General features: G+C 50.6%; 14 protein-coding genes and 1 pseudogene. 9 read left to right on the top strand and 6 right to left on the bottom strand.

Features of this window, described 5'->3' with window-relative positions; genetic code table 11:
• Positions 1-2: 2 nt before the first annotated feature.
• The gene (locus tag E5358_RS00170) at positions 3-1376 is read right to left on the bottom strand and encodes a glycoside hydrolase family 28 protein (RefSeq protein WP_277821102.1); all 1374 of its coding nucleotides are present in this window, start codon (positions 1374-1376) and stop codon (positions 3-5) included.
• Between the two features lie 57 nt (positions 1377-1433).
• Here E5358_RS00170 and E5358_RS14985 point away from each other — a divergent pair, with 57 nt between their 5' ends.
• A complete protein-coding gene (locus E5358_RS14985) occupies positions 1434-1577 on the top strand; it encodes a hypothetical protein (RefSeq protein ID WP_168354541.1) in 144 nt (47 codons plus the stop codon).
• Positions 1578-2086: 509 nt separating this feature from the next.
• Here E5358_RS14985 and E5358_RS00165 read toward each other — a convergent pair.
• The 4 genes from E5358_RS00165 to argS form a co-directional block, all read right to left on the bottom strand.
• Positions 2087-3091 carry a 2-oxoacid:ferredoxin oxidoreductase subunit beta gene (locus E5358_RS00165; protein WP_135938356.1) on the bottom strand — a complete coding sequence of 335 codons (1005 nt, stop codon included), beginning with the start codon at positions 3089-3091 and terminating at the stop codon, positions 2087-2089.
• Positions 3092-3177: 86 nt separating this feature from the next.
• On the bottom strand, positions 3178-5016 hold the full coding sequence (locus E5358_RS00160; protein WP_135938355.1) for a 2-oxoacid:acceptor oxidoreductase subunit alpha: 1839 nt from the start codon (positions 5014-5016) through the stop codon (positions 3178-3180).
• 121 nt (positions 5017-5137) lie between these two features.
• Positions 5138-5620 carry an RNase H family protein gene (locus E5358_RS00155; RefSeq protein ID WP_135938354.1) on the bottom strand — a complete coding sequence of 161 codons (483 nt, stop codon included), beginning with the start codon at positions 5618-5620 and terminating at the stop codon, positions 5138-5140.
• 65 nt (positions 5621-5685) lie between these two features.
• Positions 5686-7470, bottom strand: coding sequence for an arginine--tRNA ligase (gene argS, locus E5358_RS00150; protein WP_135938353.1), 1785 nt, complete (start codon positions 7468-7470; stop codon positions 5686-5688).
• A gap of 369 nt (positions 7471-7839) precedes the next feature.
• On the opposite strand from argS, the gene cysK reads away from it, so the two are divergent.
• The 8 genes and pseudogenes from cysK (at position 7840) to E5358_RS00115 (ending at position 18276) form a co-directional block, all read left to right on the top strand.
• Positions 7840-8787 carry a cysteine synthase A gene (gene cysK, locus E5358_RS00145; RefSeq protein ID WP_135938352.1) on the top strand — a complete coding sequence of 316 codons (948 nt, stop codon included), beginning with the start codon at positions 7840-7842 and terminating at the stop codon, positions 8785-8787.
• A 265-nt stretch (positions 8788-9052) separates the two neighbouring features.
• Positions 9053-11890, top strand: a complete 2838-nt coding sequence (leuS, locus tag E5358_RS00140) for a leucine--tRNA ligase (protein WP_135938351.1) — start codon at positions 9053-9055, stop codon at positions 11888-11890.
• 147 nt (positions 11891-12037) lie between these two features.
• Positions 12038-12898: pseudogene (locus tag E5358_RS15195) on the top strand (YitT family protein); the annotation flags it as partial.
• Between the two features lie 27 nt (positions 12899-12925).
• The gene (locus E5358_RS15190) at positions 12926-13561 is read left to right on the top strand and encodes a non-canonical purine NTP diphosphatase (RefSeq protein WP_277821114.1); all 636 of its coding nucleotides are present in this window, start codon (positions 12926-12928) and stop codon (positions 13559-13561) included.
• A 13-nt stretch (positions 13562-13574) separates the two neighbouring features.
• Entirely contained in the window at positions 13575-14489 is a 915-nt protein-coding gene (locus E5358_RS00130; RefSeq protein ID WP_135938349.1) for a glycosyltransferase, read from the top strand.
• Between the two features lie 41 nt (positions 14490-14530).
• Positions 14531-16660, top strand: a complete 2130-nt coding sequence (gene porZ, locus E5358_RS00125; protein ID WP_135938348.1) for a type IX secretion system anionic LPS delivery protein PorZ — start codon at positions 14531-14533, stop codon at positions 16658-16660.
• A 37-nt stretch (positions 16661-16697) separates the two neighbouring features.
• Positions 16698-17642: an acyltransferase family protein gene (locus E5358_RS00120; protein WP_135938347.1), complete on the top strand. Its 945-nt coding sequence runs from the start codon at positions 16698-16700 to the stop codon at positions 17640-17642.
• Positions 17643-17655: 13 nt separating this feature from the next.
• Positions 17656-18276, top strand: a complete 621-nt coding sequence (locus tag E5358_RS00115) for a DUF4294 domain-containing protein (protein WP_135938346.1) — start codon at positions 17656-17658, stop codon at positions 18274-18276.
• Positions 18277-18512: 236 nt separating this feature from the next.
• On the opposite strand, the gene E5358_RS00110 is transcribed toward E5358_RS00115, so the two are convergent.
• On the bottom strand, positions 18513-19877 hold the full coding sequence (locus E5358_RS00110) for a DUF6080 domain-containing protein (RefSeq protein ID WP_135938345.1): 1365 nt from the start codon (positions 19875-19877) through the stop codon (positions 18513-18515).
• Positions 19878-19892 lie beyond the last annotated feature (15 nt).

Below are 19892 nucleotides of genomic sequence, written 5' to 3'. Positions count from 1 at the left end.
TATTACTTGCCAGCACCAGCCTGTGACGGTGTTCCGGCATGTCCTCCGATGTGCACATTCTGCATGAGTACCGGCTCACAGTTGTCAAAGCTGATGGCGTTCTTGGTTTCTCCGACTTCGATGTTCCTGAGCGAGACACCTGTGACAGGCTTCCTTTCTGTGCCCTGCACCACAAGTGCCGCCGCCGTCGCACGGTTGCAGGAGAGTCCGTCGATACTGATGTTGTCGATTTCCGACGGATATGCCGAGTCCTTTCCCTCTCCGGCATACTGTGTGGTGATGAAGAAAAGGTCCTCCACCGTGTCAAACTTGCAGTTCCGTACAAAGAGGTTGCGCACGTATCCGCCACGGTCAGGGTTGGTCTTTATGTATATTCCGCGCTTGCAGTAGCCCGAATAGTCGCAGTCTTCGACAAAGACATTCCGCACTCCTGCCGACATTTCCGAGCCGAGGACTACGGCGTGCAGCCCCTTGAAATGGCAGTTGCGGATGATGATGTTCTCCGATGGCGTGGCGGAGTTCGCCCATCCGTCGTTGTCGCGTCCCGCCTTGATTGCCACATTGTCGTCACCGTTGTTGAAATGTATGTCCTCGATGAGCAGGTTGCGAGTGTATTCCGGGTCTATTCCGTCATTGTTCACGAGCTTCGCGTCGTAGCGTATGCCGCGGCAGATTATGTTCTCGGAGCGCAGAAGGTGCAGGCACCAGAAGGGAGAGTTGGTGATGAACACTCCTTCCACGGTGATGTTCTTGCAGTCGAAGAACTGAATCATCGGCGGGCGCAGGTGGTCGTCCATGGTGAAGCGACGCTCACTGACAGGCACTTCGCGGTGGTTCATGTCGCGAGACTTGTTGCGTCCCTCACGCTGCAGTGGTCTCCATGTGGCGAAAGTGCTCATGGCGTTGCCGTCGATAGTGCCTTTTCCCACGATTGCTATGTCGTGCAAGTCCTTTGCATAGATGAACGGGGAGATGTTGTAGAGCATCGTTCCCTCCCATGATGTCAGTACCTGAGGGTACAGAGCCGGGTCAGGATTGAACTTTATGGTGGCTCCCTCCTGCAGTTCCAGTGTCACATTAGACACGAAATTTATAGGTCCGTTGCTCCACCATTCGCCCTTCGGTACGATGATGCGTGCTCCGCCCATCTTCTCCGCCTTGCGCATGGCGCGGTTGAAGTTGCCTTTGAAGTCTTTCAGGTTCAGCACTTTATGCGCTTTGTCCACGGCTTCCGAGCCTGTGATTACGCTCAGGATAGAGTCGCGCAGCCGCTGTGCCTCCGGCGTATAACGCGACTGTGCCGTTGCTGTCGTGACGAGAGCCACGGCAGACAACAGCACAGTGATAAGTTTTCTGTACATTAAGTTCCTGTACATAATTATTTTTAATATAGTCTTTTGGTGTAAAAATATATTTGGTGTCAGTGAAACACAATGACAATCAGTAAAGCTCTTGTATATCATTATCTTATGAGTTTTTTCAAAGGTGGTTGTCTTGCGAACGGCGTTAGTGGTGACGAGCCTGTAGGTTTTCCTTCGTATTCCTCCGGAGAACTCTGTGCAATAGAACCGCGTTAGCGGTGATAGTAAAGTAGCTTTACCTTAGCATTCTGCGTAAGAACTCTGTGCAAAAGAACCGCGTTAGCGGTGATAGTAAAGTAGCTTTACCTTTGCATCCTGCGTAAGAACTCTGTGTAAAAGAACCGCGTTAGCGGTGACAATAAAGTAGCCGTGGGTCGTAACCCACGGATTGTATGGCAGACACCAAACAACGACCGATAAATCGGTCGCGCACAGAGTGTTACTGTATTCCGTGGGTACGACCCACGGCTACTTTATTGTCACCGCTAACGCGGTTCCTCGCACAGATACATCTTGTCAGACGTCAATGCAAAGCTACCGTATTAAACCGCTAATGCGGTTCCCTGCACAGCTAAACCTTGTCAGATGTAAGGCAAAAATACCGTATTGTCACCACAGATGCAGTTCTCCGCATAGAGGTGTCCTGGCATTTGTGTGCCACGATGATAGATACATTGTGTGTTTACCGTACGAAACCAATAATAAAAATAATTCAGAACAGTCGCTTATTTTACTGTCCAAATGTCGTTTGTTTCAAGCAATTCTGCGAAATTGTGGTATTTCTTCGCAGCCTTCACCTCCTCAATCTGTGCTGTTACGGCATCGTCATAAGTAGGAGCCTCGACATCGCGGATGACACCGAGGGCGACAGGGAATCCGTCGCCGTTGCCCATGAGGGCGAGCTTTGTGTGGAGAGTGTTATCGGCGCAGTGAGCGTCATGTACGAGGACATCGTTCTCTGTTATGCCGTTCTCGCCGATTTTCACTACCTTCAGTCCGAAGCCCTCCTGCATTATGCCGTATTCAAGGTTTTCACCGAAGAGCATAGGTTTGCCGTGCTCGAGGTAGATAGCGTTCTTTGCGCGTCCCTCCTTGTTATATACGCTTGCGTGTGTGCCGTCGTTGAAGATGACACAGTTCTGCAGAACCTCCGTCACACTCGTGCCTTTGTGAGCGTTGGCAGCCTTCAGCATCTCCACCGTGTGCGCTCCGTCGGTTGCCACGGTGCGTGCAAAGAAATGACCGCGTGCGCCGAAGCACAGTTCGGCAGGGTAGAACGGTTCTTCCACAGTGCCGTAAGGTGATGACTTGGAGACGAAGCCACGTGGCGAAGTAGGTGAGTACTGTCCCTTTGTCAGACCATAGATGCGGTTGTTGAGGAGCACGATGTTGAGGTTGATGTTGCGTCGGTTGGCATGGATGAAATGGTTGCCGCCGATAGCGAGACCGTCGCCGTCGCCGGAAATCTGCCATACTGTGAGGTCAGGGTTTGCCACTTTGCATCCTGTGGCGATGGCTGCGGCGCGTCCGTGGATGGTGTTCATGCCGTAGGTTGCCATGTAGTGAGGCAGTCGGGAAGAACATCCGATACCGGAGATTACGGCAGTGTTCCATGGCTCTGTGCCTATTTCCGCCATGGCTTTGTGGAGAGATGCGAGGAAGAAGTGGTCGCCGCATCCCGGACACCAGCGTGGTTGTCCTTTCTTATATTCTGTAGCTGTGAATGCCATAGTTATTCTTTTGTTTTTGTTTTTCTGTGTTCTGTAAACCGTTTCTTCTTTCTTTCAGCTTTGCAGTCTGTTTCCGGATCTTGTAATCAAAGTTTCTCGAAAGCCTCTACCAGTTCGTTTACGATGAAAGGTTGTCCCTTTACCTGGTTGTACTGTGCAGGAACGAAGCCGTCAACCTTCATGCGGAGGTAGCCTGCAAGCTGTCCCATGTTCTGCTCTGCAACAACCACCTTAGGGTATTTCATGAGCACCTCGGCAGTGTTCTTTGGCAGAGGATTGATGTAACGGAACTGTGCCATTGCCACTTTCTTGCCCTTTGCGCGCATCTCGTCCATTGCCGCGTGCAGATGGCCGTAAGTGGAGCCGAAGCCCACGATGAGGAGTTCTGCGTCCTCTGTGTCGCCAATCACCTCGAGGTCAGGCACATTGATGTTGTCAATCTTAGCCTGGCGTTTGATGGTCATGAGGTGGTGGTTCTCTGGGTCTGTGGAGATTGCGCCCGTCTTGTCGTCCTTCTCCAGTCCGCCGAGGATGTGTGTGAAGCCCTCGCGTCCCGGTACAGCCCAGTAGCGTGTGCCGTTCTCGGCACGCATGTACGGAGTCCACTCACCTTTCAGTCCTTCAGGAACGTAAGGAGGGTTAATGCCTTCCATGGCGTTCAGGTCAGGCAGTTTGAAAGCTCCCGAGCCGTTGGCGATGTATGCGTCGGTGAGGAGGATTACAGGAGTCATGTGCTCCAATGCCATTTTTGCCGCGTCGTAAGCTGCATAGAAGCAGTCTGTCGGTGATGTTGCCGCGATGACAGGCATCGGAGATTCGCCGTTGCGTCCGAAGAGAGCCTGCAGGAGGTCGGTCTGCTCGGACTTTGTAGGCAGTCCCGTTGCCGGTCCGCCGCGCTGGACATCAAGGATGACAAGTGGAAGTTCCATTGTCACGGCAAGGTTCATAGCCTCAGACTTAAGGCAGAGTCCGGGTCCGGAGGTGGAGGTCACGGCGAGTGCTCCTGCGAATGATGCTCCTATCGCTGACGCACAGCCTGCAATCTCGTCCTCGCACTGTACCGTTGTTACGCCAAGTGACTTGTGTTTTGCAAGTTCGTGAAGCACATCCGTTGCCGGAGTGATAGGGTAGGAGCCGAGATACAGTTTCAGTCCCGCCTTCTCTGCTGCTGCAATGAATCCGTATGCTGTGGCTTTGTTGCCTGTGATGTCCATGTATCGTCCCGGCACTTTCTCCTTTGTCTCGATGCGGTAGACGTTTGTCGCGTTGGAGTGAGTGTTGTGTCCGTAGTCGTATCCTGCCTGAATGACATTGATGTTTGCTTCTGCAATGGCAGGTTTCTTGGCGAATTTCTCCCTCAGGAAATTGGCAACGAGGTCAAGGTCGCGGCTGAAGAGCCAGCAGACCAGTCCGAGTGCGAACATGTTGCGGCACTTAAGCATAGCCTTGTTGTCCATTCCGGAGTCGGCAAGGCAGTCCTTTACCATTGTTGTTATAGGGCAGGCGATGACACGGTCAGGGTCGATGCCCATCTCTCCGAGGTAGTCCTCAGTCAGGAACTGTGCCTTGTCAAGGTCTTTTTTGCCGAAGGAGTCAGTGTCGATGATGATTGTCGCCTGTGGCTTGGCATACTTGTACTGAGTCTTCAGTGCGGCAGCGTTCATTGCCACGAGCACGTCGCAAAGGTCGCCCGGTGTGTAGACCTCTCCCTCGCCGATATGCACTTGGAAACCGGAGACACCCGTCAGTGAACCTTGCGGTGCGCGGATGTCAGCAGGATAGTCAGGGAATGTGGAAATGCCGTTGCCTACGGTTGCTGAGACCGTAGAGAAGATGTTGCCGGCAAGCTGCATGCCGTCGCCCGAGTCGCCCGAGAATCGTACCACGATGTCTGCGACTTCCTTTATCTCCAGTTTGTCTGTCATGATGTTTTGATTGTGTGTTGTATTATATATAAATAATGTCCGGCATTGGAGAATGCCATTCATTATCTTTTATGTTATTGCTTGTTTGAGCCGATGTTACTGCTTTCTTGAGTCACAGCCATTACTTTTTCGAGCCGCTTTTCCTTCCGAAGTCTGCAGGTATTTCTCCCCATTCCTTGGTGTCCCATTTGAGGATGGGCACGCGGAAGCTGTGTGTCCGCAGCCATAGCTCTGCCCTTTGGACAAGTTCATGAGCCTTTGCCGTTTGTGGAGTGCGCTCGAGTTTTGTCTTGCACTGCATCTTCTTGACCCACAGCTGTGCATTTACGGAGTCGGAATAGATGACCTTGCCGGTCATCCCTTTCTGTTCCATGAGTGCGAGAGCGTGGACAATGGCAAGGAACTCCCCGATGTTGTTTGTGCCTTGCAGCGGTCCGTAGTGAAAGATTCTGGCACCTGTCTGCAGGTCAACGCACTGGTACTCCATCGGTCCGGGATTGCCTGAGCAGCCCGCGTCGACAGCCCATGCGTTGGCTTTCACCTCCGGTGGCAGCGGAAGGACTGTGTCGTTTCGCCATGAAGGTGGATTGTAGATTTTGTCCATGTTCAGCGTTTTGCTGTTTAAGCATATCATATCGGGAGAGTCGTGATGACCCTCCCGATACAGTGTTACATGCGTTCAGGCACCTCGATGCCGAGGAGAGCCATGCCATTCTTGATAGTCTTTGCCACGTTCTGTGCGAGGAGCAGGCGGAACTGCTTCTGCTCGTCTGTGTCAGCATTGAGGATGCTGTAGTCGTGGTAGAACTGGTTGAACTGCTTTGTCAGTTCGTAGCAGTAGCTTGCTATGCCGGAAGGAGAATAGTCTGTTCCTGCCTGAGCAACCACGGCGGCATACTCGTTGATTTTCTGTATGAGGTCAACCTCCTTCTGTGCCAATGCGATGTCCGTGCATTTAGCCTCGATGCCCTGCTCGGCAGCCTTGCGGAGGATAGAGCGGATACGTGCATAGGTGTACTGGATGAAAGGACCTGTGTTGCCGTTGAAGTCGATAGACTCCTCAGGATTGAAGAGCATGTTCTTGCGAGCGTCGACCTTCAGGATGAAATACTTCAAAGCTCCGAGACCCACGATGCGTGCAATCTCCTGCTTCTCCTCTTCTGTCATGTCAGCATTCTTGCCAAGTTCGTCACTTGTACGGCGTGCATCTTCAATCATAGCAGCCATAAGTTCGTCGGCATCGACCACAGTTCCCTCACGGGACTTCATCTTTCCGTTAGGCAGCTCCACCATTCCGTAAGAGAAATGCACAAGGTCCTTGCCCCATTTGAAGCCGAGTTTGTCAAGGAGGAGTGAGAGAACCTGGAAATGATAGTTCTGCTCGTTGCCTACGACATAAATCATCTTGTCGATAGGGTAGTCCTGATAGCGCAGCTTTGCAGTGCCGATGTCCTGAGTCATGTACACCGATGTGCCGTCGCTTCTAAGCAGGAGTTTCTCGTCCAGACCGTCCTCTGTAAGGTTTGCCCATACGGAATTGTCGTCACGGCGGTAGAAGATGCCCTTCTCCAAGCCTTCCTCAACCTTCTCCTTGCCTTCGAGATAAGTCTGTGACTCATAGTAAATCTTGTCGAATCCGACACCCATCATCTTGTATGTCTCATCGAATCCGGCATAAACCCATTCGTTCATGCGAGCCCAAAGGGCACGAACCTCAGGGTCGTTGTTCTCCCATTTCACAAGCATGTCGTGCGCTTCCTTAATCAGCGGTGTCTCCTGCTTCGCCTTTTCCTCATCCATGCCCTGCGCCATGAGTTTCTTCACCTCCTCGCGATAGTGCTTGTCGAAAGCCACATAGTAGTCGCCGATGAGGTGGTCGCCCTTCTTTCCGCTTGTCTCCGGTGTCTCGCCGTTGCCGTACTTCTGCCAGGCGAGCATTGACTTGCAGATATGTATGCCACGGTCGTTGACGATGTTCGTCTTCACAACCTTATGCCCGTTAGCCTCCATGATACGGCTCAGTGACCATCCGAGGAGGTTGTTGCGCACATGTCCGAGGTGCAAAGGCTTGTTTGTGTTAGGGGAAGAGTACTCTATCATCACGAGGTCACTCTCCTCTGTTGCCTTTTTCTCGCCGAAATGCTCATCGGCGTTAATTGCTGCAAGCATCTCTCGCCATGCGTTGTCAGCAATAGAGAGGTTGAGGAAACCCTTCACAACGTTGTAGGCGGACACTATGCCGCTATGCTCAACGAGTTCTTTTCCAATCTCTTCGCCAACCTCCTCAGGCTTTTTCTTTGCGATTTTCACGAAAGGGAACACCACAAGGGTGAGGTTTCCCTCAAATTCCGCGCGTGTCTTCTGCAGTTGCACGCTCTTCTTCTCCGGCTCTACACCGTACAAAGTCTTGACAGCTTCAATGGCTGCCTGCTGTATTCTTTCTTCTATGTTCATATTCAGTGTAATATTCTTTTTGCAAGTTATTTCGGCTGTCACAGGTTGTTGTCAGTGGCATGCCATAGCCTTACATTACATGTAAGTGTGCAAATTTCGTGAAAATTTCTGATATATGCAAAAATTTCAACATTTTTTAGAAAAGTTAGCGTAAAAGCCTGTCAGTCTGTTTTGTATTGCTCGGGACATGGTAATCGGTGGTTTTACGCTGTTTTTGTTGGTTTTTCTAAGGACAAGCATGGTGTTGCCTGTCCATTTGTCAGCATTCCGTAGGTGTTTTACGTTGAAAATGAATTTGGAATGTAGTAGCAAAGTTTGTATCTTTGCATGAGGAAAACTATTTGTGAATCATTAAAAAGGCATTTGACTATGACAAAGATTGCAAAACAACTGACAGAGCTTATCGGAAGTACCCCTCTTCTCGAACTCAACAAATTTTCCATGGCGAAAGGGCTTTCCGTGCCACTTGTCGCCAAGATAGAGTATTTCAATCCGGGGGGAAGTGTGAAGGACCGTATTGCCCTCGCCATGATAGAGGATGCAGAGCGCAAAGGACTGCTGCAGCCCGGTGCAACAATCATCGAACCTACAAGCGGAAACACCGGTGTGGGGCTTGCACTTGTCGCAGCCGTGAAAGGTTACAAACTGATTCTCACCATGCCAGAGACGATGAGTGTCGAGCGCCGTAACCTTGTCAAAGCCTATGGTGCGGAAGTGTGCCTGACAGCGGGAAAGGACGGCATGTCTGGTGCTGTGCGTGCGGCGGAGGAACTTCGTGACAGCATTCCCGGCAGCATTATCCTTCAGCAGTTTGAGAATCCGGCAAATCCGGCACGCCATTATGCTACGACCGGTCCGGAGATATGGCAGCAGACGGATGGCGAAGTGGACATCTTTGTGGCAGGAGTTGGCACGGGCGGAACCATTTCCGGTGTGGCGAAATACCTGAAAGAGCGGAAGTCTTCTGTAAAGATTGTCGCTGTGGAGCCAGCATCCTCGCCTATACTTAACGGTGGCCAGAGCGGTCCGCATAAGATTCAGGGCATTGGGGCGAACTTTGTGCCGAAGATTTATGACGCTACTCTTGTCGACGAAGTGCTTGATGTGGAGAACGATGCCGCAATCCTTGCAGGGCGAGAGGTTGCCGCAAAGGAAGGACTGCTTGTCGGAATATCCTCAGGTGCAGCTCTTTATGCCGCTACGGAGGTTGCCAAGCGTCCGGAGAACAGTGGCAAGAAGATTGTTGTGTTGTTGCCTGATACAGGCGAACGCTATCTCTCCACTGAGCTTTATGACTTTGAAAACTACCCTCTTTGAAATGCTTTTGGGGTAAAGATATGTGGTCAGGCAGCACAGTCTGTTTGGGGATTGCCATGAAGAGTGTGTCGCAAGATATTTGCGCAAAAGGTTGTATTATTGCATATTTTTTTGTACTTTTGCACAGATTATAAAATAAACAAGGTGCATTGCCGTTATCGTTTATAACGGGGATGTGCCTTTTCGGGGACTGCCACAAGCGATGACGCGTGTGCCGTTGGGTGGCTTCCTGCAACCGTAATGCGAAAACAACAAAACAAAAGCAATGGAATATAACTTCAGAGAAATCGAGAAAAAATGGCAGGCGGAATGGGTGAAGAACAACACTTACAAGGTCTGCGAGGATGAGAACAAGAAGAAATTTTATGTGCTCAACATGTTCCCTTATCCTTCGGGAGCGGGACTCCATGTCGGTCATCCGCTGGGATATATCGCCAGTGACATCTATGCACGCTTCAAGCGCCTGCAGGGCTTCAATGTACTCAACCCTATGGGCTACGACGCCTACGGTCTTCCTGCAGAGCAGTATGCCATACAGACAGGGCAGCATCCTGAGAAGACAACTTTCGACAACATCGGCCGCTACCGCGAACAGCTTGACAAGATAGGCTTCTGCTTTGACTGGAGCCGTGAGATACGCACCTGCACTCCGGATTACTACCATTGGACGCAGTGGGCTTTCCAAAAGATGTTTGACAGCTACTATTGCAACGCTTCCCAGCAGGCACGTCCTATCTCTGAATTGGAGGCGGCTTTCGCTGTAAAAGGCACAGAGGGGCTGAATGTTGCTTGCAGTGAGGAAATGTCGTTCACTGCTGAGGAGTGGAACGCAAAGACAGAGAAGGAAAAGTCCGACATCCTCATGAACTACCGCATCGCCTTTATGGGTGAGACAATGGTCAACTGGTGTGCCGGTCTCGGAACTGTGCTTGCCAATGACGAGGTTGTCGACGGAGTGTCTGTCCGCGGCGGATTCCCTGTGGAGCAGAAGAAGATGCGCCAATGGTGTCTCCGTGTCTCTGCATACAGCCAAAGGCTGCTTGACGGTCTTGAGACTGTGGAGTGGAGCGAGTCAATCAAGGAGACACAGCGCAATTGGATTGGCAGAAGCGAAGGCACAGAGGTACAGATAAAGGTTGACGGAACGGAGAATGGTTTCACAATCTTCACCACACGCGCCGACACAATGTTCGGTGTGACATTCTTTGTCCTCGCTCCTGAGAGTGACCTTGTCAGTCTTGTCACCACAGAGGACAAGAAGGCAGAGGTAGAGGAGTACATAAAGTATGTGAAGAGCCGCACGGAGCGTGAGCGCATGATAGACCATACTGTGACAGGTGTGTTCTCCGGAGCATACGGAATAAACCCTATCACCGGTGACAAATGTCCGATTTACATCTCAGAATATGTGCTTGCAGGTTATGGTACAGGAGCTATTATGGCTGTCCCTGCCCATGACTCACGCGACTATGCTTTCGCTAAGCATTTCAATCTGCCTATAATCCCACTTGTCGAAGGTGCGGATGTGAGTGAGGAGTCTTATGATGCGAAAGAGGGTATCGTGATGAACTCCCCAATGCCGGGAAAGACTGCATTCGAAGGATTCTCACTTAACGGCATGACAATCAAGGAGGCTATCGCTGCCACCAAGAAGTTTGTCTCCGAGCATAACCTCGGACGTGTGAAGGTGAACTATCGTCTGCGTGACGCCATCTTCTCCCGTCAGAGATATTGGGGCGAGCCGTTCCCTGTGTATTACAAGAACGGTGTGCCGACAATGATACATGAGGAATGTCTCCCTATCGAGCTTCCGCAGGTGAAGGACTTCAAGCCTACTGCCACAGGTGAGCCGCCTTTGGGCAATGCACAGTTGTGGGCGTGGGATGAGGCGAACAAGAAGATTGTCGACAAGGCTCTTGTGGACGAGAAGACTGTGTTCCCTATCGAACTGTATACCATGCCAGGTTTTGCAGGTTCTTCTGCATATTACCTCCGCTATATGGATCCGAAGAACAGCGAGTGCCTTGTCAGCGAGAATGCTGCAAGCTACTGGCAGAATGTAGACCTCTATGTCGGCGGTTCGGAGCATGCCACAGGTCATCTCATCTATTCACGCTTCTGGAACAAGTTCCTCTTCGACCTCGGTGTGTCAAAGCAGGAGGAGCCGTTCAAGAAACTTGTCAATCAGGGCATGATTCAGGGACGCTCAAACTTTGTTTACCGCATAAAGGACACCAACACTTTTGTGTCTTTTGACAAGAAAGAAGGCTTGGATGTCACACCAATCCATGTGGATGTGAACATCGTTTCGGGCGATGTCCTTGACGTTGAGGCTTTCAAGGCATGGCGTCCGGAGTACAACGATGCGGAATTCATACTTAACGATGAAGGAAAGTATGTCTGCGGATGGGCTGTGGAGAAGATGTCAAAGTCCATGTACAATGTTGTCAACCCTGACATGATTGTCGAGAAATATGGTGCTGACACACTGCGTCTTTACGAGATGTTCCTCGGCCCTGTCGAGCAGTCCAAGCCATGGGACACCAACGGCATAGACGGATGCCACCGCTTCCTGAAGAAGTTCTGGGGACTTTTCTATGACCGTGAGGGCAATTTCATGCCTGACGCTGAGGCAAAAGCGACTGCCGAGCAGGAGAAGTCTCTGCACAAGCTCATAAAGAAAGTGACACAGGACATCGAGCAGTTCTCTTACAACACATCAATTGCTGCATTCATGATTGCTGTCGGTGAACTCTCAAAATGCCGTGACAAGGCTGTCTTGAAAGAGCTTGTCATCCTTCTTGCGCCTTTCGCTCCTCATATCGCCGAGGAATTGTGGGCTGCTCTTGGCGAGACAACCACTGTCTGTGATGCACAGTGGCCTGTATGGGACGAGAAGAAGATGGTTGATTCAGAGATAACAATGCCTGTGCAGTTCTGCGGAAAGACACGCTTCACCATCCAGCTTCCTGCGGGCATTTCCAAGGAGGACGCTGAGAAGGCGGCTCTTGCTGATGAGCGCACGGCACGATACACTGACGGCAAGCAGATTGTCAAAATCATCGTTGTGCCTGGAAGAATCATAAACATTGTGGTGAAATAGTTGTCATGATGCGCTGAGGTTGTCATGGTTTGTCATGATTAATCATGATGCATCATGTTGTAACCTGATAAAGAAACAAGAACGGAAAGGTTGCTTTGGCATCCTTTCCTCTTTTCCAAAAAGACAAAACAATAAAAACAACCGGTTATGTTGACCAAGGAAATGTTGAACAAGAAAAGAATCCTGAAGGAAGTGCACGACTACTTCATGGTTCTTGTGGGCACATTCATGTACGCTATTGGTGTTGAGCTGTTCATGCTCCCGTATCAGCTTACCACAGGCGGTGTGGCGGGTATCTCTGCTTTGATTTACTATGCCACAGGACTGCAGGTGCCGATAAGCTACGCACTGATAAACATCACTTTCTTACTTTTCGGAGCAAGGATTCTCGGACTTAATTTCTGTATCAAGTCGCTTTTCGGCTTTGGCAGTATCACGATGTGGCTGACAGTCCTTGACCCTCTTCTGAGAGACCCCGTTACTCACCAATTGCCGCAGATTCTCGGCAACGAACTGTTCATGGCGTGCGTGCTGTCGGGTATCTTGGAAGGTCTCGGACTTGCAATCTGTTTCTATAACAACGGCTCCACCGGAGGAACTGACATAATCATTGCCATTGTCAACAAGTACATGAATGTCTCCTTGGGACAGATGATGATGATTTGCGATATCATCATTGTCAGCAGCAGCTATTTCATTTTCCATGATGTGCAGCGTATTATATTCGGCTTCATACTCCTTGTGGTGGCAGCCATGACACTCGACTATTTCATGCGAAAACTCTGCCAGGCAGTGGAGTTCAAGGTCTTCTCACGCAACTATTCCGCCATAGCTGACCGCATAGCAGAAGAAGGTTTCGGAGTTACGGTGCTGTCTGGAGAAGGCTGGTACACGAAGTCTGAGCGCAATGTCGTGATGTGTGTGTGCAGTAGGCGCTATGCCGAGACTATCATGCGAGCAATACAGTCTGTCGACCCATTCTGTTTTGTCTCCGTGACAAATGCCCTCGGAGTTTATGGCGAGGGGTTTGAGACCATGAAGACAAAGGTCAAGAACCAGAAACCGATACTTGTCTTCGCCACCAACAGCAAGAACAAACTTGCTGAGGTGCGCAGCATACTTGGCGATAGGTTTGAGATACGCTCACTGAAGGAAGTGGGATGCAATGCCGAACTGCCGGAGACTCATGACACGCTTGAAGAGAATGCTTTGGAAAAAGCACGCTATGTCAATAAATACTACGGCTTTGACTGTTTCGCCGATGACACAGGTCTTGAGGTTGATGCCCTTGGCGGAGCACCGGGAGTCTACTCTGCACGCTATGCCAATATCGAGGATGCAGATTACAACGACCCTCTTGTAGGTGCTGACCACGATTCACAGGCGAACATGCGCAAACTCCTTTATAAGCTTGACGGCAAGGAGAACCGCAAGGCACGCTTCCGCACCTCTATAGCTCTTATATATAAAGGTAAGGAGTATTTCTTTGATGGAATCATCAATGGCTCAATCCTTACTGAGAAGCACGGTACGGAGGGTTTCGGCTATGACCCTGTGTTCCAACCTGAAGGCTATGACAAGTCTTTCGCAGAACTTGGGGGGGGCATTAAGAACCGCATCTCACACCGTGCCCTGGCGACAGAGAAACTCGCCGGTTTCCTACTGAAATAACAAGGCATGGTTGATGAACAGCTATGAGAACACAGAAAAGAAAAGACCGATGATTACAGCGTCAGTAGTTACTTACGACCACCATTTCCTTGACATAGAGCCGGTGTTGCGAAGTCTCTTCGCATCACCGGTGGATGTCATATATATCATTGACCATTCGGAGCACATGATGCAGCTTGAGGCGGAGCTGAAGCAGTTTGCCAAACGTGTCCTTACAGGTGAGCCGGAACTGCAGAAGCGTGTCGAGGCGGGCATGCAGCTCCTCTATTTCCGCCATGACAACAACGGCTATGGAGGCGGACATAATTTCGCTATGCGGAAAGCATTGAGCATAGGCAGCGAGTATCATCTTGTGGTGAACCCCGATATATGGTTCGGACCGAGAGTGATACCGGAACTGAAAAAGTATATGGACAAGCATAGGGATGTTGGTCAGATGATGCCTAAAGTGCTTTATCCTAACGGTGAGATACAGCGTCTTGCGAAGATGCTTCCGACACCGTTTGACATGTTCGGACGGCTATGTCTGCCGAAATTCATCATCAACAAGCGCAACCGCCGTTTTGAACTGGAGTATTCCGGCTTCAATATGGTGCTAAACGTGCCATTCCTGTCCGGCTGCTTCATGTTCTTCCGCATGTCCGCGATACAGGAGATAAACATGTTTGATGAGCATTTCTTCCTATATGGTGAGGACATCGACATCTCACGGCGCATGAATGAGAGGTACAAGACCCTCTATTATCCGAAAGTGCCGGTCTACCATAAGTTCAGCCGTGGCTCAAGGCACAGCCTGCATCTCCTCCTTGTGCATATATTCAGCATCTGCAAGTATTTCAATAAGTGGGGATGGTTCAAGGATGAACAGCGCACAGCCATAAACAACGCCCTGCAGGAACAGATAGACAAGGGCGGAATAACAGACTGACGGCTTCATTCCCTGACACCATTCCATAAAAATAAACTACCATGAGACGAATCCTCCTATCCATCCTTACCGTCCTATCGCTTACGGCGGCAGCCGAAGAGATAGGGAAGTGGACTCTCTACCAAAGCTACTACAACATCACGCAGGTGGAGTCCGCCGGCACGGATGTCTTTGCGCTTGCCTCCGGAAGCCTCTATTCCCTGCACCTTTCCGACAACTCCCTGACGACTTACTATAAGGACAATGTCTTGTCTTCACTTGACGGAGGATGCCTTTCAAGCAGTGGCATAGAGCGGATAGCATGGTGTGAAATGGCAAAAAGGCTGATAGTGGCTTACGAAAACAACAAGATAGACCTGCTGACCGCTGACAAGGATGTCAGGACATTCACAGACCTTGCCGACAAACAGATGACAGGCGACAAGACAATATATAATATATGTGTATTCGGGCAGCATGCATACATCTGCACAGGATTCGGCATTATGAAGTTCGATGTCGTCGAAGAATATGTCGTCGATACATACAACCTTGGCATAAAGGTCAATGATGCTTTTGTGAACTCTACATATATTTATGCCTTGACAGAAAAAGGAGTGAAGCGCGCACCGTTAAGCAGCAATCTGCTCAATAAGGACTCATGGACAGACAGTGGCGAGGATTGGAGCACTCTGAAACCATCCAAGAACCTTTCCAACGCTTTCGGCACACTCTTCCATGACAACAAGAACAACTGCTATTGGGGAAACGACTCCGAAGGAAAGCTCGCACGATACGAGGAGGATGAATATGGCACGATGCAACAGACAAGCAGCGGTGTGGTGCCTGACGGACCTTTGTCGAACAGGTTTTGGCGTCTCTATCTCCATGACAACAGACTCTTCGGCACATGTGGCAATTTCAGCTACGGCTTTAGCCTTAAAGATTTCCCGGGCTGTGTACAGACTTATGACGGAAACTCATGGAGTAAGCTTGCCGACCCCGGCAAGATGACGGGGTATGACTATGTCCACGCCAACTGCATGGCGTTCGACCCTTTGGACAAGAACCATTTCTGGGTGGGTGCCGGCTCTGGACTTTACGAATATAGGGATTATATTCCCGTCAAAGCCTATAACTCCGGGAACAGTGCACTGTCAGGTGTATCAGATGTAGAGCTTCACCGCTCTGCCGTCTGCTCCATGACTTACGACCGCGACAATAACCTTTGGGCAATGAACGGATGGAGCAGTATTCCGGTGGTGCGATTCTCCCGTGACGGTAACTCGCAGTCTTTCCCACAGCAGGGTATCTCCATGTCCACAGAATACAATGTCGATGCGCAGAGTGCTTTCGTCAGCCCTACCAACGGATACTTGTGGTGGAACAATAACCAGTGGGGTAAACATGTCGTTTACCGTTATGATTGGCGCAACAACAGTCTGACATGGTTCAACAATTTCGTCAATGAGGACGGCACGACAATCGCATGCAACCTGATTTTCGACCTTACGGAAGACAAAGAAGGCAACATCTGGGTGGCTTCCGATGGCGGACCTTTCTACATCACACGTGCGGATGCAGCCGGTAGTGACGGCGATATATGGTTCATACAGCATAAGGTTCCGCGCAACGACGGCACGAACTATGCCGACTATCTCCTTGCGGGCGTATCCATAAGGACTATTGCCGTTGACGCTGCCAATCGAAAATGGATGGGCTCATCGGGAGCAGGGGTCTACTTGATAAGCAGCGACAACAACACAGAAATCCATCATTTCACCACCGAGAACTCACCGATTCTTTCGGATATAATCTACGATATAATTATCGATGATGAGACAGGAACGGTATATTTTGCAACACCCAACGGACTGTGTACCTATCAAGGCGATGTCAGCAGTGCCAATGCGGAAGGAATGGCAAAAGAGACAGTGTGGGCATACCCTAACCCTGTCACACCTGAGCATACAGGCATGATTACCGTTGTTGGGCTTACTCCCGGCGCACAGGTGAAGATTCTCACTGCCTCGGGACAGCTTGTCAACGAAGGGACATGCTCCGGAGGCTCCTACCAATGGGACGGATGCGACATGAAAGGCAGGAAAGTGGCGTCGGGAATCTATATGGTCAATGCCGCAACACCGGAAGGCGAGAAGGGCATTGTCACAAAAATTGCCATAGTAAGGTAACGGAAAGAACGGCTGGCATACACAAAGAAGACTACAGATGACAGAAAGGATAAAATACTTTGACCTCGCCAAAGGGCTGTGCATCACGCTTGTCGTCCTCTATCACCTGCAAGGTGCGTACAACGTGGAACTGCCGACGGACGGCTACCTCTCACTGATAAGGATGCCGCTCTATTTTTTCCTGTCGGGATTCTTCTTCAAGGATTACGGTGGATTCATGCGGTTTGCGGTAAAGAAGACCAACAAACTGCTTGTTCCGTTCCTTTTCTTTTACCTCACTACATCCGTTCTTCTGCCGGTGATATGCACACGTTTCTTCAACATGCACTTCAGTACCGGAGGAGACCGGTCTTTGTTGTGGGCGTTCCTTATGCCGGATGCGAAATATCCTAACATCCCTTTATGGTTCCTTTGGGGACTGTTCTGGAGCAACATCCTCTTCTATGGGCTGCGGAAAGCCGTTCCAAAGGAATGGGCACAGCTGCTCCTCGCTTGCTGCATAGGCAGCCTGTTCTGCACGGACAGCCACCTCACGCTCCCGGCATCGCTTGACAGAACACTTGCATATATGCCGTTCTTCATAGCAGGGCATATATTCCGCAGCCATGACCTGCAACGGTTGCTGTCTAAGAAAGTAATGGCAACCGTGCTGCCGGTATTCCTCGCTGCAGGTTGGCATCATCCCGAAGAACCTGCTTTGCAAGCCCTGCAATGCTACATTGTAGGTTTATGTGGCATCCTATGCCTCATACGACTGTGCACACGCCTTGGAAACATGCCATATTTCTCGTATATCGGGCGATACAGCATAATGGTGCTTGTCACCCATGAACCTTTGATACGCGTGCTGCAACCACTGCACATCGGGCTTTGGCAGGAACTGTTGCTCATCATGGCACTCTATCTTGCCATAATACCACTTATGAAACGCTTCATGCCACACGTCACGGCACAGAAAGATTTATTCAAAACACAAACATAAACAACACCCTAAGATGCGAAAAACAATAATTACAATAATCCTTGCGGTAATCTCCCTCGCCGTCCACGCACAGGAGGACAGTGGGCAGTTGCAGACAACGCCGACTTTCGTCCCTACGATGAAGGTCAGCAAAATCATGCTTGACGGCGACTCGGTGCAGTACATGGAACTGAACAAGGTCTACTGCTATCCGCCGAAGCTGTTCAAGAACGCCAAGGAAAGGAAACGTTATACAAGGACGATGTACAATGTCAAGAAGGTGCTGCCTATCGCCAAGGAGGTAAGGCATGTGATGCTTGAGACCTACGAGTACTTGCAGACGCTCCCGAACAAGAAGGCGCGTGAGGCGCATCTGAAACTTGTGGAGAAGGGTGTGAAGGAACAGTATACTCCGAAGATGAGGAAACTGACACTCGCACAGGGAAAACTCCTCATAAAACTTGTTCACCGTGAGTGCAATTCCTCAGGCTATGAACTGATAAACGCCTTCATCGGCCCGTTGAAAGCCGGACTCTATCAGGTCTTTGCATGGACTTTCGGTGCGTCACTCAAGAAGACTTACGATCCGGAGAATAATCCCGAGGATGCCGAGATAGAACGTTGCGCCCGCCTTGTGGAGTCGGGGCAGATGTAGAGTCCTATGGCATGGCAGGCATAGGTATGTTGCCTTAAAAACTGCTTGCTATATGTTATGAAACCAGATGGTCGTTTTTTGTCGGGTGAAAGGTAACCTTCCACCCGACAAAAGGTTATGATTGACCATACAAAAGGCTACCTTTCGTTATGCGAAAGGTAGCCTTTTTTCGTATAATGTATTAGGCTTGTGTAAGTGACTTGTTATCAATAGGTTGTGGGGATATAACCGTTGGCTTATGAATGCTCCAAGAGTTTTCCTGCAATCAATGACAGATTATGCCACCAGAGTGTGGCGGTGAGGACAAGGATGATAACGTGGAGCAGGGGCGAAAGGCTGCGTCGGTCAATCTCTGCGGTTCTCCTGATGAGGTAAGCCACGGCTATCGGGATGACGAAAGCCCAGTGGGCGGTCATGATGTAGACATCCGAGGCGGCGAAGCGCATGCCGACATGCAGGAACATGTCGAAGAGGAAAGGCAGCAGAGCCATCCACATCAGCCGCTTGCGCATGGCGCAGAACAGCCCGAGTGCGAAGAGTGTGACGATTGTACCCTCGGCGATGTATTGCCAGCGGTTGTCGTAGCGTATGATTACAGGGCGCGGGTTCTTCGTCAGATTAGCATCTTCGAGCAGATGCTCCTCATGAAGGATAAGCCCTTCGCCGAAGATGTTCTCCACGAGCAGTGGCGTGCGCTCTACCGAATTGTCAGTCCATTGGAAGAGTTTGCTATCCGTTGTCTGCCGGCTTCGCTCCTTTGCCTGCCGCAGACTGTCGGCGCGGAGCCGTGCAAGGTAAGTGCTGTCTTTGGCGATTCTCTTGTCGCGCATCGTCACCTGCCATTGGTGCTCCTCCTTTTCGGTGGTTTCCGTTTGTATAAAGTACATCGCGCCAAGCATCGCTGCCGGTATGAGGTAGAGCAGTGAGCGGCGCATGATATTGTTAAAGGTCAGTCTTTCCCGTGTCCGTGAAGCGATGTCCATGAGCCAAATCTTTATGCCGTTTGTCAGACTCACGCCTGCACTGACGAAGCACAGCGTCAAAGCCTGCCACAGCGGAAGACCCTCTTTGCGCCTTGTGGCGATGAAAAGTGTGAGGATGAGCAGGAACTGTGTTAGAATCATGTGGTCGGGAGCTATCGCCGCCAGCATGACATGGGAGAAAGAGTAGTGAAACAGGCCCAGCAGGAGTGCACTGCCGACGGCAAGTCCGACCACGTTGCGCAGGAGTTTGTAGAGCAGTGTCCACGTTGCGGTGCTTATGATTGTCCACGCCACCGCCACGGTGTATATGGCGCAGTTTATGTGGAAGATGTCGTTCAGCTGACCGTTTATCCACGAGAGCGGCCACATGTAGAGTGCCAGCATAGGGTGGCGGTAGAGTTCGTAGAGAGGCCGCCATTTGGAGACTGTGACATAAGTGTGTGCGTCGAACCCCGAAAGGCAGAAGTATTTGCGGAAGACGCTCCAATAGCCCATCTTCGGATTTGTCCACGGTTCCTCATGCCACTGCACCATAAGGTAGTTGAGCAGGGCGAAGATGACTAGTCCGAGGAGTGTCACAAGGAGCGTCTCACGATGCTTTGCGATAAGTTTTTTCATGTTTTTACGAGTTCT

The organism is Palleniella muris, assembly GCF_004792655.1.
Classification (GTDB): domain Bacteria; phylum Bacteroidota; class Bacteroidia; order Bacteroidales; family Bacteroidaceae; genus Prevotella; species Prevotella muris_A.
This window is presented reverse-complemented; position numbering and strand designations above follow the sequence as displayed.

What these genes read in the sequence shown, in the direction of transcription:
- E5358_RS00170 (WP_277821102.1), bottom strand. Translation starts at nt 1,376, where the DNA reads ATGTACAGGAACTTAATGTACAGAAAACTTATCACTGTGCTGTTGTCT.
- E5358_RS14985 (WP_168354541.1), top strand. Translation starts at nt 1,434, where the DNA reads ATGACAATCAGTAAAGCTCTTGTATATCATTATCTTATGAGTTTTTTC.
- E5358_RS00165 (WP_135938356.1), bottom strand. Translation starts at nt 3,091, where the DNA reads ATGGCATTCACAGCTACAGAATATAAGAAAGGACAACCACGCTGGTGT.
- E5358_RS00160 (WP_135938355.1), bottom strand. Translation starts at nt 5,016, where the DNA reads ATGACAGACAAACTGGAGATAAAGGAAGTCGCAGACATCGTGGTACGA.
- E5358_RS00155 (WP_135938354.1), bottom strand. Translation starts at nt 5,620, where the DNA reads ATGGACAAAATCTACAATCCACCTTCATGGCGAAACGACACAGTCCTT.
- argS (WP_135938353.1), bottom strand. Translation starts at nt 7,470, where the DNA reads ATGAACATAGAAGAAAGAATACAGCAGGCAGCCATTGAAGCTGTCAAG.
- cysK (WP_135938352.1), top strand. Translation starts at nt 7,840, where the DNA reads ATGACAAAGATTGCAAAACAACTGACAGAGCTTATCGGAAGTACCCCT.
- leuS (WP_135938351.1), top strand. Translation starts at nt 9,053, where the DNA reads ATGGAATATAACTTCAGAGAAATCGAGAAAAAATGGCAGGCGGAATGG.
- E5358_RS15190 (WP_277821114.1), top strand. Translation starts at nt 12,926, where the DNA reads ATGAAGACAAAGGTCAAGAACCAGAAACCGATACTTGTCTTCGCCACC.
- E5358_RS00130 (WP_135938349.1), top strand. Translation starts at nt 13,575, where the DNA reads ATGAACAGCTATGAGAACACAGAAAAGAAAAGACCGATGATTACAGCG.
- porZ (WP_135938348.1), top strand. Translation starts at nt 14,531, where the DNA reads ATGAGACGAATCCTCCTATCCATCCTTACCGTCCTATCGCTTACGGCG.
- E5358_RS00120 (WP_135938347.1), top strand. Translation starts at nt 16,698, where the DNA reads ATGACAGAAAGGATAAAATACTTTGACCTCGCCAAAGGGCTGTGCATC.
- E5358_RS00115 (WP_135938346.1), top strand. Translation starts at nt 17,656, where the DNA reads ATGCGAAAAACAATAATTACAATAATCCTTGCGGTAATCTCCCTCGCC.
- E5358_RS00110 (WP_135938345.1), bottom strand. Translation starts at nt 19,877, where the DNA reads ATGAAAAAACTTATCGCAAAGCATCGTGAGACGCTCCTTGTGACACTC.